General features: G+C 71.6%; 14 protein-coding genes, 2 pseudogenes and 1 riboswitch. Of the genes and pseudogenes, 6 read left to right on the top strand and 10 right to left on the bottom strand.

From position 1 onward, the window contains the following. Positions 1-473: cbb3-type cytochrome c oxidase subunit I (locus EHO50_RS38885; protein WP_425472355.1), on the bottom strand; the 473-nt coding region annotated here is incomplete at its 3' end. A gap of 106 nt (positions 474-579) precedes the next feature. Between EHO50_RS38885 and EHO50_RS38880 the strand changes: the two genes are divergently transcribed. Further along, on the top strand, positions 580-1,113 hold the full coding sequence (locus tag EHO50_RS38880; protein WP_128436549.1) for an RNA polymerase sigma factor: 534 nt from the start codon (positions 580-582) through the stop codon (positions 1,111-1,113). Next, positions 1,106-2,071: a CU044_5270 family protein gene (locus tag EHO50_RS38875; RefSeq protein ID WP_128436548.1), complete on the top strand. Its 966-nt coding sequence runs from the start codon at positions 1,106-1,108 to the stop codon at positions 2,069-2,071. The genes EHO50_RS38880 and EHO50_RS38875 overlap by 8 nt, the downstream gene beginning before the upstream one ends. A gap of 10 nt (positions 2,072-2,081) precedes the next feature. Here EHO50_RS38875 and EHO50_RS38870 read toward each other — a convergent pair whose 3' ends face one another. Further along, positions 2,082-2,969 carry a bifunctional 5,10-methylenetetrahydrofolate dehydrogenase/5,10-methenyltetrahydrofolate cyclohydrolase gene (locus EHO50_RS38870; protein ID WP_246101812.1) on the bottom strand — a complete coding sequence of 296 codons (888 nt, stop codon included), beginning with the start codon at positions 2,967-2,969 and terminating at the stop codon, positions 2,082-2,084. Between the two features lie 15 nt (positions 2,970-2,984). After that, a riboswitch (ZMP/ZTP riboswitch) is annotated at positions 2,985-3,081 on the bottom strand. A 53-nt stretch (positions 3,082-3,134) separates the two neighbouring features. Then, the gene (locus tag EHO50_RS38865) at positions 3,135-4,256 is read right to left on the bottom strand and encodes a YihY/virulence factor BrkB family protein (protein WP_128436547.1); all 1,122 of its coding nucleotides are present in this window, start codon (positions 4,254-4,256) and stop codon (positions 3,135-3,137) included. 314 nt (positions 4,257-4,570) lie between these two features. Between EHO50_RS38865 and EHO50_RS38860 the strand changes: the two genes are divergently transcribed. Then, the gene (locus tag EHO50_RS38860; protein ID WP_128436546.1) at positions 4,571-5,743 is read left to right on the top strand and encodes an alanine--tRNA ligase-related protein; all 1,173 of its coding nucleotides are present in this window, start codon (positions 4,571-4,573) and stop codon (positions 5,741-5,743) included. A gap of 70 nt (positions 5,744-5,813) precedes the next feature. Here EHO50_RS38860 and EHO50_RS38855 read toward each other — a convergent pair whose 3' ends face one another. Continuing rightward, positions 5,814-6,179, bottom strand: a complete 366-nt coding sequence (locus tag EHO50_RS38855; protein WP_128436545.1) for a nuclear transport factor 2 family protein — start codon at positions 6,177-6,179, stop codon at positions 5,814-5,816. A 171-nt stretch (positions 6,180-6,350) separates the two neighbouring features. Here EHO50_RS38855 and EHO50_RS38850 point away from each other — a divergent pair, with 171 nt between their 5' ends. After that, positions 6,351-6,614, top strand: coding sequence for a hypothetical protein (locus EHO50_RS38850; protein ID WP_128436544.1), 264 nt, complete (start codon positions 6,351-6,353; stop codon positions 6,612-6,614). Positions 6,615-6,688: 74 nt separating this feature from the next. On the opposite strand, the pseudogene EHO50_RS38845 reads toward EHO50_RS38850, so the two are convergent. Further along, a pseudogene (locus EHO50_RS38845) lies at positions 6,689-7,474 on the bottom strand (type III PLP-dependent enzyme domain-containing protein); the annotation flags it as partial. A 28-nt stretch (positions 7,475-7,502) separates the two neighbouring features. Between EHO50_RS38845 and EHO50_RS38840 the strand changes: the two are divergent. Next, positions 7,503-7,937: pseudogene (locus EHO50_RS38840) on the top strand ((2Fe-2S)-binding protein); the annotation flags it as partial. 29 nt (positions 7,938-7,966) lie between these two features. Here the strand turns inward: EHO50_RS38840 and EHO50_RS38835 are convergent. Genes EHO50_RS38835 through EHO50_RS38820 form a run of 4 tightly spaced genes read right to left on the bottom strand, consistent with a single transcriptional unit; the run spans position 7,967 to position 13,377 of the window. Next, positions 7,967-9,721 (bottom strand): ABC transporter ATP-binding protein, encoded by a 1,755-nt coding sequence (locus EHO50_RS38835; protein WP_128436543.1) that lies wholly within the window; start codon positions 9,719-9,721, stop codon positions 7,967-7,969. Between the two features lie 28 nt (positions 9,722-9,749). Beyond that, a complete protein-coding gene (locus EHO50_RS38830) occupies positions 9,750-11,264 on the bottom strand; it encodes a TIGR00730 family Rossman fold protein (protein ID WP_246101811.1) in 1,515 nt (504 codons plus the stop codon). Beyond that, positions 11,261-12,556: an FAD-binding protein gene (locus tag EHO50_RS38825; protein WP_128436541.1), complete on the bottom strand. Its 1,296-nt coding sequence runs from the start codon at positions 12,554-12,556 to the stop codon at positions 11,261-11,263. Before EHO50_RS38825 ends, EHO50_RS38830 begins: the two co-directional genes overlap by 4 nt. Before the next feature lie 50 nt (positions 12,557-12,606). Beyond that, on the bottom strand, positions 12,607-13,377 hold the full coding sequence (locus EHO50_RS38820) for an isopentenyl transferase family protein (protein WP_128436540.1): 771 nt from the start codon (positions 13,375-13,377) through the stop codon (positions 12,607-12,609). 256 nt (positions 13,378-13,633) lie between these two features. On the opposite strand from EHO50_RS38820, the gene EHO50_RS38815 reads away from it, so the two are divergent. Then, positions 13,634-14,227 (top strand): transketolase, encoded by a 594-nt coding sequence (locus EHO50_RS38815; RefSeq protein WP_128436539.1) that lies wholly within the window; start codon positions 13,634-13,636, stop codon positions 14,225-14,227. Here EHO50_RS38815 and EHO50_RS38810 read toward each other — a convergent pair. Continuing rightward, entirely contained in the window at positions 14,220-14,816 is a 597-nt protein-coding gene (locus EHO50_RS38810) for a rhodanese-like domain-containing protein (RefSeq protein WP_128436538.1), read from the bottom strand. The two genes, EHO50_RS38815 and EHO50_RS38810, sit on opposite strands and share 8 nt — an antisense overlap. Positions 14,817-14,875: the final 59 nt, after the last annotated feature.

The raw sequence follows: 14,875 nt of genomic DNA, 5'->3' as shown, positions 1-14,875 counted from the left end.
CCCATGATCCACATGTCGGCGCCGATGCCCGGGCTGCGGACCGCGTCCGACAGCGGGCTGTAGGCGAACCAGCCGAAGTCGGCCGCACCCTGCGGGGTGAGGAAGCCGCCGACCGCGATCAGCGAGCCGAAGAGGTACAGCCAGTAGGCGAACATGTTCAGCCGCGGGAACGCCACGTCGGGCGCGCCGATCTGCAGCGGCATGATCCAGTTCGCGAAGCCGGCGAACAGCGGCGTCGCGAACATCAGCAGCATGATCGTGCCGTGCATCGTGAACGCCTGGTTGAACTGCTCGTTCGACATGATCTGCAGGCCCGGACGGGCCAGCTCGGCGCGCATGAGCAGCGCCATCACACCACCGATGCAGAAGAACGCGAACGACGTGACCAAATAGAGCGTTCCGATCGTTTTGTGATCCGTGGTGGTCAGCCACTGGACGGCTTTGACGCTCTTGATGTTTCTGATCCTCTTCACGCCCCGCCTGTGTCCGCGCACCACCCCGCACGTCACACTCGAGTGACGCGACAAGAATCACGGAAACGGGTGTGACGATCCGGCCGGTGCCGGACACGAACGGAACATGAGCAACGACGAGATCTTCGCCGCTGCCTATCGCGAGCACTACTGGGCGGTCAGCCGCTATGTCGCGCGGCGACTGGACGGGCGCACGAGTGAGGTCGAGGAAGTGGTGGCGGAGGTGTTCACCGTCGCCTGGCGGCGCCGGGACGCCCTCCCGGCCACGCCGCTGCCCTGGCTGTACGGCGTGGCACGCAACTGCCTGGCGAACGCGGTACGCGGCTACGGGCGACGCCGGCGACTGGTCGACCGGCTCGGCAACGACGAGACCGCGCACGGCCGGCACATCGTGGACAGCCCCGACTCGGAGGCACCGGGCGCCTGGGTGCACGAGGCGCTGAACCGGCTGTCCCCGGCCGACCAGGAGGTGCTGCGGCTGACGGCGTGGGAGGAACTGGGCGTCGAGGAGGTCGCCGTGGCCCTCGGCTGCGGCAGCCGGGCCGCGGCCATGCGGCTGCACCGGGCCCGGCGCCGGCTGAGAGCGGAGATCGACCGCATGTGCCCGCCGACCGCGCCCAAGGAACGAAGCCATGGCTGACGAACTCGAACTTCTGCGCCGAGCCAACCCGGTACCGGTCGACGGTCCCCACTTCGGCGACGGCCCACTGGACCACCACGCCGAACGGCACCTCGACCGGCTGCTGCACGAACGCCCGTCCCCTCTCCGTCGCCGTACCCGGCTCGCCTGGGGCCTCGCGGCCACGACCGTCGTCGCCGCACTCGTGTCGGCCCTGCTGTTCACCGGCCAGACCACCGCCCCGGCGGTCGCCGCACCCCGCCCACTGCTCGTGCAGGCCGACTCCACCCCCGTATCCCTGAAGACCCTGGCCGAGCGGGCGCAGGCGGCTGCGGCCGACGGTTCGCCGAAGCTCCGCAAGGGCACGCACGTGCAGTCGTGGAGCATGGGCATGAGCGACGACAAGCCGCCGATCACGCTTCCCGAGGAGCGCATCGTGCGCTGGAACGCCGACGACAGCCACACGGAGATCGTCGCGGCGACCGACCCGCGCCACCCGGGCCTGCCCGTCCTCGGCGGCGAAGGGGGACTCGTCGAGGACGGCCATGTCCTCAGCAGGCAGACCTACCCGCCCAGTTGGAGCGACGCCCCGCCGCAGTCGCCGCCTCCGACCGACGTCGCACGCCTGCGTGCGTACCTTCAGGAGGCCGGGTACAGCAGGACCGCGCTGAACACCGGCGAACTCCTCGACGCCGTCGCCTCGCTGCTCGACACCTGGACCCTCGGCGCCCGCGAGTCGGCGACGCTCGCGCGGCTCCTTGCGGACACCGAGGGGCTCAGGCCCGTCGGGCAGGTGACGGACCGGCTCGGGCGGCGCGGACAGGCGTACGTGTACGACGGATCCGGCCCCCGCCGCATGCTGATCATGGACCCGGCCACCGGTGCCGTACTCGGTCTGGAGACCACGTTCACGAAGGCGGAGCCGGAGTACGGCGTCAGGGCCGGCGACGTGATGTCGTACAGCGCCTGGATGCGCTGACCCGGAGCCATCACATCCCGAGCTGCCGGGCGGCGGCGTCCACGGTCTGCTCCAGCAGCGTGGCGATGGTCATCGGACCGACGCCGCCCGGCACCGGAGTGATGAGCGAGGCCCGCTCGACGGCGGAGTCGAAGTCGACGTCGCCGACGTTCCCCGCGTTGTAGCCGGCGTCGATCACGACGGCGCCGGGCTTGATGTCCTGGCCTCGGATCAGCCGCGGCCGGCCCACGGCGGCGACCACGATGTCCGCCTCACGCACGGCCGCGGACAGATCCGCCGTACGGGAGTGGCAGCACGTCACCGTCGCGTCGCGGGCCAGGAGCAGCATGCCGGCCGGCTTGCCGAGGATCGCGCTGCGGCCGACGACCACGGCACGCCTGCCGGCCGGGTCGACGCCGTACTCGTCGAGCAGCCGCACGATCCCGCCGGGGGTGCACGATACGAACCCCGGCAGCCCGAAGCTCATCGTCGCGAAAGAGGCGAAGGTGACACCGTCGACGTCCTTCTCCGGCGCGATCGACTCGAACGCCGCCCGCTCGTCGATGTGCGGGCCGATCGGATGCTGGAGCAGGATGCCGTGCACGCCGGGGTCGGTCGACAGGTCGCGCAGGGTGCCGACGAGCTGTTCCGTGGTGGTGTCGGCGGGCAGCGGCACGTGGCGCGAGGTGATGCCGGCCTTGCGGCAGCGGTTCTGCTTCATGCGGACGTACGTCACGGACGCGGGGTCCTCGCCGACCAGCACGGTCGCGAGACAGGGCGCGGTGCCGGTGCGTTCGGTGAGGTCGGCCGCCTTCTTGGCGGTCTCGTCGACGATCCGCCGGGCGAGCGCGGTGCCCTCCTCCCCCAGTGCCTCAAGGGCCTGGGAGGTGCCCCCAGCCGGGCCTGAGTCATGATCCACTCCTGGGCTGGTTGTCCGGTTCGCCCAGGCGCACGGCATCGACTCCGCGTCGATTTGTCCAGGGGCCGCTCCCCGGTGGTGCTCCACCTCAGCGCCAGTCACAGCCCACGGCCCACCCTGACGGAGGGGGCGCAAGGCCCGGACAGCGCGTCCGTACGCGGGCCGTCAGGGACCGCGCAGGCGTCGTCGGTCCTGTTCGTCCCACTTACGGGTGTCGCGCGGTGCTGTGTAGGGCTCCTCGTCGGGTGGGTGTCCGCCGGCGATCGCGCGCTGTCGTACGGCCTCCGCGTCGAATTCCAGGCCGAGCAGAATGGCCAGGTTGCCGACCCACAGCCATACCAGGAAGACGATCACGCCCGCCATGGTGCCGTAGGTCTTGTTGTACGAGGCGAAGTTGGCGACGTAGAACGCGAAGCCCGCGGAGGCGATCAGCCAGATCAGCAGGGCGAGGAAGCTGCCCGGAGTGATCCATCTGAACCCGCGCACCCTGGCGTTGGGAGTCGCCCAGTACAGGATCGCGATCATGGTGGTCACCAGCACGGCCAGGACGGGCCACTTGGCGATGTCCCAGACCGTCAGAGCCGTGTCGCCGATGCCGAGCGTGGAGCCGACCTGCCGGGCCAGGGCGCCGGTGAAGACGACGATCAGCGCGCTGATCACGGCCAGCACCATGAGGACGACGGTCACCGCGAGCCGGACCGGGAGGACCTTCCACACCGGGCGCCCCTCGGGCATGTCGTAGACCGCGTTGGCGGTGCGGATGAAGGCAGCGACATAGCCGGAGGCCGACCACACGGCCAGGACGAGGCCGACGACGGCCATGACGGAGCCGAGACCGCCGTTGCCCTGCAACTGCTCGACCGCACGCGTGAGGATGTCCCGGGCCGAGCCGGGCGCGAGCTGGTTGATGTTGTCCAGGACCTTGTCGGTGGCCGACCTGCCGACCAGCCCGAGCACGGACACCAGCACCAGCAGGGCCGGGAAGAGCGACAGCACGCTGTAGTAGGTCAGGGCCGCCGCGCGGTCGGTCAGCTCGTCGTCCTTGAACTCACGCAGCGTCCCCTTCATCGCCGCCCGCCATGATCGTCCGGGCAGCTCGGTCGGCGTGTCGGGGGACTGCCGCTCCACCTGCGGATCGGGCCCGAAGCGCTCCTGCGAGGTCTCCTCCCCGGCTGCGCCCTGCCCTGCCCGGTCGGAATCCGGTGGCGTAGGCGGCCCGTGTCGCACCTGGTGATCCTTGTGCCTGGGCCGGTGATCTTTGTGCCTGGATCTGAGTAGCCGAGTCATGTTCCCCCGGGTATCCCGGCCCTGCCCCCTCAAGCGTCGTCGCGCGATTGCGGACCGGCGGCCCGGTCCACCGGCCGGTCGGCGCGGGACGAAAACCCCGCGACGGCTCCGATGCGGACTGTTACCGTCGATCCCATGAAGGTCATCAGGCACACCGACACCGCAGCCGCGCGAGCGCCCCGCTCGACGGCTGCCGACGCCTGATCCCACCCCTCCCGGCGGCCGGAAACGGCCCGCCGGTGTGTGCTTCCGCCTTCCCTGGTCGCACGCTGTTCCGCGGCTCTTTTCCGGTCCCCACGACCGAAGGAACCGCGATGAACACCGACCAGATCGTCCGCACCTTCACCGACTGGTTCCGCGAGCGCGGACACGAGCCGGTCAACGGAGGCACACTCCTGCCGTCGCCCTCCGACCCCGTGCTGTTCACCACCTCGGGCATGCACCCCCTCACGCCCTACCTCGAAGGCCGCCCGCATCCACAGGGCCGGCGCCTGATCAGCCTCCAGCGCTGTCTGCGCACCACCGACCTCGACGAGGTCGGCGACCGCACCCATCTGACCGTGTTCGAGATGCTCGGCTCCTGGTCGCTGGGCGACTACGGCCATTCGCAGAGCCTGCGTTGGGGCTACGAGCTGCTGCGCGGCGGCTTCGGCATCCCGCCCGGACGCATGTACGTCACCGTCTTCGGTGGTGACGACGAGGTCGGCCCCGACATCGAATCGCTGGACACCTGGCGTGAGTTGGGCCTGCCCGTGGAGCCGACCCGGGACGAGAACTGGTGGTCCCACGACCCCGTCGGCCTGTGCGGTCCCGACTCGGAGATCTTCGTATGGACCGGCGACCCCGGCACCCCACCGCAGGGCACCCCCACCAGCGACCCGCGATGGGTCGAGGTCTGGAACCACGTGAGCATGCGCTACCGCCGCGAAAGCGACGGCAGCCTTCAGCCCCTCCAACGGCCCGGTATCGACACCGGTATGGGACTGGAACGGCTGGTGACGGTCCTCCAGGGCCACAACTCCGTCTACGACAGCGACCTGTTCGAACCCTGGACGAGGCTCCTGCCGCCGCTGTGGAACCTGGACGAGACATCGACCCGCCTGGTCTGCGACCACCTGCGCTCCGGCATCGTCGTCATCGGCGACGGCGTACGGCCGTCCAACGCCGGACGCGGCTACGTCCTGCGCCGCCTGATCCGCCGCGTCCTCACGACACTGTGGCGCGACGATCCCTCACGCACCCTCTCCGACCTGCCCGACGAACTCCTCCGGCACACCCTGGACCACTTTCGGCAACCCCTCGGCACCGGGCCGGTGCGCGAGGTGCTGCTGGACGAGGAACGGCGGTTCGACAGGCTCCTCGAGCGCGGCCGTCGCGTGCTGGGCCGACCGGAGTTCAACGGCCCGTTGAGCGACGAGGACTACCACTACCTCCATGACACGCACGGACTGCCCCGCGAGCTCGTCACCACGCTCCGCACGCCGTAACCGCTCAGAAGGCCTGCCACGAAGGTCCGGGCCGGCCGGCAGCCGGCCCGGACCTTCGGTGGTTCCCTTCCTACTCGTCCCACGCCTCGATCAGGATCTGCCGGGAGATCTTGCCGTCGCGCAGCGTGATCATCGACTCGGACAGGACGCGCACCCCGTCCGCGTACTCACAGGACTCGCTGTAGGCCGCGCGGTCGCCCTGGATCACACAGCCCTCCAGTTTGTGCGTCATGTTGCGGCTGTAGACGTCGTCGAGCATGTCCGAGATCTCGCCTCGACCATGCAGAACCTTGGGGTGGCTGGGCTGGGCGTTGCGGTTCACGACGCGCAGTTCCGCGTCGTCCGTGTACAGCGACAAAAGCGTCTCCGGGGTCTGTCCCTCTATGCCCCGGCGCAGTGTTTCGGTGTCGAACGAGGGGCTGGTGGCTGTGCCCATGGTGACCTCCTTCGAGGCCCGCGGCAGGGGCGAGGTGCGGACCGCGACGGCCTCTCCTACGAGGCTCCTCCGCCCCGCCGGACTCGGCAAGCGCAGCCGCAGCGGTGCGCCTGACGAGTGAGTGGCGCCGGGCGGCCGTGTCCGGCGACGGCCCGCCGCGTTGCAGAAAGCATGATCTCAACACGACGTATCGTCGCCGCCGTTGGTCTGGCCGCCGGAATCACCGGACTCACCGTGCCGATGGCGAACGCGGCCGACGTGGACGCCGCCCCTCGCAACGCCGCCCCCCGCAACGCGGGCTCGCTGAACCCGGTCGCCACGCTCGACTCGCTCGCCATGACCGGCATCCCCGAGCAGCACAAGCACCGGGTCCCGCGGGTCTCCCAGCAGCTGGGCCACCTCAACCACCTCAACGGCCTGAAGCAACTTCCCTAGGTCACCGACCCACAGCAAGGGCCGCCCGGACAACGCCGGGCGGCCCTTCGTGTGTGCCGAGAGTGACGCGCCGACTACCCGGCGGTGTCCAGGAAGTGGAAGCCCGGCCTGGGGTGCATCAGGAAGTCGTGGTGGGAGATGTTCCAGGCGTAGGCCCCCGCCAGCGAGAACGCCACCCGGTCCCCGGCCCTGAGCCCCGGCGCGGGCACATGGCGGGCCAGCAGGTCCTTCGGCGTGCACAGCTGGCCGGCGAGGGTGACCAGCTCGCCGTCGGCGGCCGGACGCGGCCACGGGTGCGGCCAGGTGTCGACCGGCAGGACGGAACAGGGCTGGTCGTGGCCCTTCGTCGCCGGGGTCCGCAGATGATGCGTGCCGCCCCGCACGACGCCGAACTCCTCGCCGTGGCTGTGTTTCACGTCCAGCACCTCGGTCGCGTACCAGCCGCAGTACGCCGTCAGCGCCCGGCCCGGCTCGATACGCAGGATCAGCTCCGGGTGCGTCTCGGTGAGCCGGGCCAGCCCGCTGCCGTACTCGGCCCAGTCGAAGCGGCGCTCCGGATCGGCGTAGTCGACGTGCATGCCGCCGCCCACGTTCACCTCGGCGAGCCGCACGCCCAGGCCCGTCGCCCAGCCGACGATCGACTCCGCCACCGCCACCTGCTCAGCCGCCTCCAAACCGCTGGCCAAGTGGGCGTGGATACCGCGCAGTTCGAGGTGCGGATATGTCCCGTCGGCGAGGGCGCGGACAGCCGCGGCAGCCTGGACCGGGTCCATCCCGAACGGTGTCGGACGCCCGCCCATCGCCAGCGAGCTGCCCGCCAGCGACCCGTCGGCCACCGGCAGATTGACCCGGGGCAGCACGCGCCGGCCGCCGACCCGGCGCGTACAACCCGACGACCAGGCGGCCGGTCTCCCCGGTGTGCTGACGGTCCCTCATGAAGAGGCCCTGCGCGCCGAGTTGCGTGCCGCAGTCGCCGATCACATGGGTCCGCTCCTGGAGGCGATCGGCCCCGTCGCGCGACGCGGCCCACGTGCCCTGTGGGGCATGGTCGGCGACGACCTGGTCTCCGGGATCTGGTACCTCGGCCGCACGCTCGGCCGCGAGGACGACGCCGTACGGGCCGCCACGCAACTGATGCCGACCGGCGTCGCCCCCTACCCCGCCGGCGCCGACTTCCGCTACCTGACCACCGACGACGGACGACGGCACCCGACACGCACCCGCACCGGCTGCTGCATGTACTACACGGTCCGTCCGGACGAGGCGTGCACCACCTGCCCCCGTACCTGCGACGCGGAACGGCTGCGCAGACTCCAGAGCTGAGCCTGCGTCAACTCACCGTCCCCGGCGGTTCATTCGGCCGTTGCCAGGAACTGGGTCGCGGCGAGCTCCGCGTAGAGCGGATCGGCCGCCACCAGTTCCCGGTGCGTGCCCACCGCGCGCACCCGGCCCGCGTCCATCACCACGATCCGGTCGGCCGTCGTCACCGTCGACAGCCGGTGCGCCACGACCAGAACCGTGGTCGTACGGGCGACATCGGCGACCGTGTCGCGCAGCGCCGCCTCGTTCACCGCGTCGAGCTGCGAGGTGGCCTCGTCGAGGAGCAGCAGACGGGGGCGGCGCAGCAGCGCGCGGGCAATGGCGACGCGCTGGCGTTCGCCGCCGGAGAGCTTGGTGCCCCGGTGACCGACGAGCGTGTCGACGCCCGCGGGCAGCCGCGCGACCAGGCCGTCGAGGCGCGTCGTCTTCAGCACGCGCGTGAGGGCGTCGTCGTCCGCGTCCGGGTTGCCCAGCAGCAGGTTGTCCCGCAGCGAACCGGACAGCACCGGGGCGTCCTGCTCCACATAGCCGATCGCGGAACGCAGTTGGGGCAGCTCCCAGTCGGCGAGGTCCCGCCCGTCGAGCGTGATGGCCCCGCCCTCGGGGTCGTAGAACCGCTCGATGAGGGAGAACACGGTCGTCTTGCCCGCGCCGGACGGGCCGACGAACGCCGTCATGCCCTGGGCCGGTACGGCGAACGTCACCCCGTGGTGGACGTAGGGCAGATCGTCGGCGTACCGGAAGCGCACGTCCGCGAACGCGACGGCGGCCGGCTCCGCCCCGGCTCCGGGCAACGGCGCGGGTGCGGCGGCCGGTTCGGCGGGCAGCCGCAGCGCCTCCTGGATCCGGGCGAGCGCCGCCGAGCCCGTCTGGTACTGCGTGATCGCGCCGACGACCTGCTGGATCGGCGACATCAGATAGAAGACGTACAGCAGGAAGGCGACCAGCGTGCCGACGTCGACGGCCCCGGTCGCCACCCGCGCCCCACCCACCGCGAGCACCGTGATGAAGGCGATCTGCATGGCGAGCCCGGCGGTGTTGCCCGCCGCCGCCGACCACTTGGCGGCCCGCACGCTCTGCCGCCACGACTCCTCGGCGGCCTCGTGCAGCGTCCGTTCCTCCCGGTGCTCGGCGCCCGACGCCTTCACCGTGCGCAGCGCGCCGAGGATCCGCTCCAGCGAGGCCCCCATCACCCCGACCGCGTCCTGCGCCTGCCGGCTGGCCCGGTTGATGCGCGGCACGATCACACCGAGGATCGTGCCGGCGCCCAGGATCACGGCGAGCGTGACCGCCAGCAGCACCGGATCGACCAGGCCCATCATCACCACCGTCGCCACCAGCGTCAGCCCGCCAGTGCCGAGGCCCACCAGCGAGTCGGTCGTGACCTCGCGCAGCAGCGTCGTGTCGGAGGTGATGCGGGCCATCAGATCGCCCGGCTCACTGCGGTCCACGGCGGTGATGCGCAGCCGTAGCAGGTACGACGACAGGGCGCGCCGGGCGCCGAGCACCACCGACTCGGCGGTGCGCCGCAACACGTACGAACCCAGCGCGCCCACCGCGGCGTTGGCGACCACCAGCCCTGACATGATCAGCAGCGCGCCGGTGATGGCCCGGTCGTGGGACAGGTCGTCGATCAACTCCCGCGCCACCAGCGGCAGCAGCAACCCGGTGGCGCCCGTGACCAGCGAGAGCACGGCGCCCGCCAGCAGGGCCCACCGGTGCGGGCGGACGTAGCCCAGGAGCAGCCGCCAGGTGGGCGGGGCGGTTTCGGTCTCGGCGATGCTCACGGAGCTCCTCAGGAGTCGTACGGAGCATTCAGGCTACGTCGGCTCCCTCCCGCGGAGCCTTCCAGTTTCGTGCCACGGCGAGCGCCAGGGGCCGCTGCGCGCCGTCCGGCAGACAGCCCTCCAGCATGCCGGTGAGGACGTCACCCGGACCGAGCTCGACGCAGACCGTCACACCGTCGCGGAGCAGTCGGCCGGCGGCGTCCGCGAAACGGATCGGTTCGCGTATCGCCCACACCCAGAAGTCCGGCGTCGCCGCCTCGGCCCCGACCGGCTCGGCGGTGGTGTCGGAGAGGAGAGGCAGACGCGGGGCACGCAGGTCGAGCGACCCCAAGGCACGGCGGTAGTCGTCCAGCAGGGCGTCGAAGTGAGGGGAGTGGGGTGCCACGTCCAGGCGGAGCACATGCGTACGGCGACCTCGGGCCGCCCACTCCTCGCAGATCCGCCGCACCGCCGCACGGTCGCCCGACACGACCACCGACCGTGGCCCGTTGACCGCCGCGAGCACCGCCCCCGGCCCCGGGCTCAGCTCCTCGGGGGACGCCTCCACGGCCGCCATGCACCCCGTCTTCGGCAGCGCGCCCGCGAGCCGGGCCAGCGTGCCGACCGCACGGCAGGCGTCCGGCACCGAGAGCACGCCCGCCGTGTGCGCGGCGGCCATGTGCCCGGCCGAGTACCCGAACAGCACGTCCGGGCGCACACCCTGACTCTCCAGCAGCCGGTACTGCGCGATCTGCAGCGCGAAGATCGCCGGATAGCCGAACGCGACGCGGTCGAGCAGGGCGGCGGTGGGCGTACCCGCCTCGGCGAACATCACCTCCCGCAACGGCACGTCGACATACGGACCGAGCAGCCCGCACACCTCGTCGAGGGCGTCGGCGAACACCGGGGAGGAGCCGTAGAGCGCGCGCCCCATGCCCGGCTGCTGCGATCCGGCAGCCGAGAACAGGAACGCGACACGCCCCCGCGGCACCCGCACCGAGGCCGCCGCCCGCGCAGGCGCAGCGCGCGTCTTGGTCAGCCGTGCCACCACCTCCTCGACCGAGGCGCACACGACGATCCGCTCCAGATCCCCGGGATGCAGGAAGCCCTCGTCCCGCGCGTGCTCCAGGAAGGACAGCAGCGGGCGGTAGAAACCGGACGGGTCGAGGAGCAGACACGGTTTGCGGTGGATCTGCAGCTGCGCCCAGGACAGCACCTCCAGCAGCTCCTCCGCCGTGCCCAGCCCGCCCGGCAGCGCCACGAAGGCGTCGCCCTCGGCGGCCATCCGCGCCTTGCGCTCATGCATGTCACCGACCACGACGAGGTCGGTGAGCCCCGTGTGGGTGATCTCGTACGGCAGCATGAGGTGCGGTACGACTCCGGTCACCGCCCCGCCGGCGGTCAGCGCCCCGTCCGCGACGGCGCCCATGAGACCGGTGCGCGCACCGCCGTAGACCAACCGCAGGCCGGCCCCGGCCAGCGCGCGGCCGAGTTCGGCGGCGGTGCGCAGATGGCCTGGACCGCGGCCGGGGGAGGCACCGCAGAAGACGGTCACCGCGGTCACGTCCACAGGCCGTACCCCCTGGTGAGGACGTGGTGCGGGTCGTACCGATCCTTGGCGCGGACGACATCCGGCCAGACGGGGCCGAAGTGGGCGCGCCAGTCCCCGGGCGACATCGGCAGCGCACCGACCGGGTGGAGGACGCCGCCGACGGTCCTGGCCCGCTCGTACAGCGCCCGGTTGGCGGCGACCAGACGCCGTACGACGCCCGGCGCGGCGGGCGGTGCCGTGCGCATCAGGGCGAGCAGGCACAGGAGTTCGCCCGCGGGCCTGCGCAGCAGCGGGGCGTGCAGAGTGCGGCCCGTCAGGGGGCGGAGCTGGACGGTGCCGCAGAAGCGCAGGCCGTGTTGCGCGCTCTCGGCCAGCACGGTCGGGACGAACGAGCCCGCGGCCTCCTCGGGCAGCAGCAGGGTGAGCCAGGGGTGCGGGCGCTCCCACTCACCCGTGGCGCGCAGCAGACGCTCGTCGCGGTCCAGGCGGTGCACATACTCGGCGTACGACAGGTCCGCGATCTCCTCGGTGTCCCGGTCGTGGTCCAGGTCGCCGATCGACAGCTCGTCGTCGGCGGGCGGTCCGCCGTCGTACGGTACGACCGCCTCGACCATGTAGCGCCAGCTCCCGCAGAGCCCCGGCCGTGCCTGGCCCGCCACATGGCTGAAGCGGCTGTCGCGGGCCAGGCGCCGCTGATCGGTGAGGTAGGTGCCCGGGGCGTCGTGATAGAGGCGGTAGCGGCGGACATGGGTCGGCGCGGGCACCAGGGCGAGGGTGGCCCGGAGGATCAGGGCGCACTGGCCGAGCCCCGCCAGGACCGCGCGGAAGAGCTCCGGACGCCGGTCGGGGGCGCAGACCAGCCGCTCACCCGTGCCGGTGACGACCTCCAACTCCCGTACCCAGTCGGCCACGAGACCGTACCGATGGCTGGAGCCGCCGAAGCCGCCGGTGCTCAGCAGCCCGCCTACGCTGCCGCCGAGGTGGTCGGGCAGTACCGGCGGCGTGAGCCCCGCGGCGAGCGCCGCCCGCACGACGTCGCGCCACAGCGCACCGGCCCCGGCGGTCAGCGTCCGCTCCTTCGGCACACAGCGCACCTCGTCGAGGGCGCTCATGTCGACGACGTAGCCGCCGTGCGCCTGCCCCTGCCCGTACAGGGCCTGTCCGGCGCCGCGCGCGGAGACCGGCAGCCCGTGCGGCCCGGCGAAGCGGACGAGTTCCTGCACGTCCGTGGCGGAACGGGCCGTGACCACGCCGAGCGGACTGGAGCCGACGATATGGCCGAAATCGGTGGAGGCCTCTTTCATCTCGGACCTCACCCCCGAGTTCACCCCGGACCGCATCCCGGACGCGCCCGTCATGCCGCACGCTCCAGCATGCCGAAGTCGAATGCGTGGACCGTCGTCGCGTTCTCGAAAATTTCGGCGAACACGCGATGTTGGAGAATGCCGTGTTCCGCATGCCGCTCGGCGATGAGACCGGCGATCCGGTGCAGGATGCGTTCGGGAATTTCCTGTCTGTCGATGGTCGCCGCATCAAGTGAGTATTTCGCACAGCATTCGAGCACGGCCTCGAATCCGTTGACGGACGCGGCCAGCCGCCGCTGCCGCGGATCGTGCCAGAGCGCGGCGAGTTCCTGGAGCAGCCCCGGGCCGCAGGCGCTGGGCGTGAGCATCTCGCGGGCCCGGCGGGTGAGGTTGGCGAGGTACACGTCGTACTCGGGCAGCTCGAGCAGACGGACCGTCAGCCGCCAGGCGAGCTGTGGCCTGCGGGCGCACAGCACCCGCAACAGCGAGATCGAGCCACCCTCGATGATGACCAGCCGGTGCCGGGCGGCGAGCCGCTCCACGAGCTCGACGAGCGCGTCCGCGGCCCGAGTCGCGGACAGGTCGCCGTCGGCGAACGTCCGGTCCCCGAGCCAGTGGCGGCGCACGCCCGGCACGTCGGCCCCGGCACGGGCGCTGGTCGTGGCGAGGTCGGTGAAGCACTGCAAGCGGTCGGCGACGACGATCGGGGCGCCGGTCACCCGGGCCAGCTCGGTGGCGGCCGCGCTCTTGCCGACGCCGGTCGGCCCCGCGATCAGATGGACGAACGGACGGACCGCGGGAGACGTTTCGTGCTCGACCATGGCGGGATGTCCCCTTCCGCTTCGGGTACGGGAAAGACCACTGCCAAGTTACGCAGCACAGCCTGTGGGGGACACCCAGTGGAAAGCCCGGACCGGGCAAAGAGACGGCTACATTCCTCTGGGCTTGTTAAAGGTTCAAGAGCATCTCGGTGGAAGAAGTAACTTCGGGGAATCCAGGGTCATATGAGTGGCCGTCGCATTCTTTCTCAACGAATTCATGACGCGTCGCAGGAACCCGTCCCCAGGAGGACCCGCCGTGCACCCAGACATGCTGCAGGCCGTCGCCGAATCCCTGCCCGGCGCCCGCCCGTCCGGGCCCGCCGAGCACGGCACCGTCCTCGTCGGCTACCGCGCCGTGGAGGAACTGGCGCGGTTCGCCACCGATCCGCGCTGGAGCGTCCACGTCCCCGGCCATCCCGACGAGGTACGCCACACGATCCGGCGCGCCGTGCGACGCGGCGAGCGGGCGTACGTGCACCTGTCCGGAGAGTCCAACGACGAACCGCGCTGCCCGACGGATGGCTTCGAACTCGTCCGGGAAGGGTTCGACGGCGTCGTCCTCGCGGTCGGTGCCGCCCTCGACCCCGTGCTGCGTGCCACGGCAGGCCTCGACCTGGCCGTGCTCTACGCGGCCACCGTCCGCCCCTTCGACGAGGTCGGCCTGCGCACCGCTGTGCTGGCCGCCGACCACGCGGACGTCGTGCTCGTCGAGCCCGGACCCCCCGGCCTGTCGGCCCGGCATGTCGCCGAGACCCTGGTGCACGTACCGCACCGACTGCTGCCCCTGGGCGGCGCGGACGGCCTGGACGAGGACGCCCTCGCCCGGACCGTCCGGGACTTCCTCAGGTGACCGGCGCCTGTCCACGCCGAGCCAGGGTGGTCAGGGTCGCTTCGAGGTCCGCTGGACGCGGGCGGTTGTGCGGGAGCTTCGACAGCAGTACGGCCATGCCGCAGGAGTCGGTGAGCGCCGAGAAGACGAGGCCGCCCGCGATGCCGGCGGACAGCAACTGCCAGGCCGGGTGCAGGAGTCCGAGGCCGAGACCGGCCAGGACGACGGTGCCCGCGGTGAAACGGACCTGGCGCTCCATGGACCACGCGCCGCGCGAGGTCGCCGTCGGCCGGTGCAGTTCGTGCCCGCGCTGCGCCCAGCCCTGGGTGCCGCCCGTCAGGGTCATGGCCCGAATGCCGTGCTCGGCGAGGACGCGGCAGGCGTTCTGCGAGCGGGCTCCGGAGGCGCACACCACCAGGAGCTGCTCGCCGGGGAGTCGGCGCAGGGCCGGCAGGGCGCTCTCGATCCGGTCCAGGGGGATGTTCAGGGCGTCGGGCAGATGGCCTGTGGCGTACTCGCCCGGCGTGCGGACGTCGACGACGGTCAGACCGGCCAGACGGGAGCGGGCCTCGTCGACGTCGAGGGCGAGGGGGCCGTGGGGTGCGGTCATGGGAAATGAGATCCTTTCCGAGGAGGAGGTAAAATACCCCCAAGGGTATGTGGCGGGGT

This window comes from Streptomyces cyaneus (assembly GCF_004028635.1).
Taxonomy (GTDB): domain Bacteria; phylum Actinomycetota; class Actinomycetes; order Streptomycetales; family Streptomycetaceae; genus Streptomyces; species Streptomyces cyaneus.
Note: the sequence above shows the minus strand (reverse complement) of the source record. Positions and strands in the feature narration are given on the sequence as shown.

What these genes read in the sequence shown, in the direction of transcription:
- EHO50_RS38875 (WP_128436548.1), top strand. Translation starts at nt 1,106, where the DNA reads ATGGCTGACGAACTCGAACTTCTGCGCCGAGCCAACCCGGTACCGGTC.
- EHO50_RS38820 (WP_128436540.1), bottom strand. Translation starts at nt 13,377, where the DNA reads ATGGTCGAGCACGAAACGTCTCCCGCGGTCCGTCCGTTCGTCCATCTG.
- EHO50_RS38855 (WP_128436545.1), bottom strand. Translation starts at nt 6,179, where the DNA reads ATGGGCACAGCCACCAGCCCCTCGTTCGACACCGAAACACTGCGCCGG.
- EHO50_RS38860 (WP_128436546.1), top strand. Translation starts at nt 4,571, where the DNA reads ATGAACACCGACCAGATCGTCCGCACCTTCACCGACTGGTTCCGCGAG.
- EHO50_RS38880 (WP_128436549.1), top strand. Translation starts at nt 580, where the DNA reads ATGAGCAACGACGAGATCTTCGCCGCTGCCTATCGCGAGCACTACTGG.
- EHO50_RS38810 (WP_128436538.1), bottom strand. Translation starts at nt 14,816, where the DNA reads ATGACCGCACCCCACGGCCCCCTCGCCCTCGACGTCGACGAGGCCCGC.
- EHO50_RS38825 (WP_128436541.1), bottom strand. Translation starts at nt 12,556, where the DNA reads ATGAAAGAGGCCTCCACCGATTTCGGCCATATCGTCGGCTCCAGTCCG.
- EHO50_RS38850 (WP_128436544.1), top strand. Translation starts at nt 6,351, where the DNA reads ATGATCTCAACACGACGTATCGTCGCCGCCGTTGGTCTGGCCGCCGGA.
- EHO50_RS38865 (WP_128436547.1), bottom strand. Translation starts at nt 4,256, where the DNA reads ATGACTCGGCTACTCAGATCCAGGCACAAAGATCACCGGCCCAGGCAC.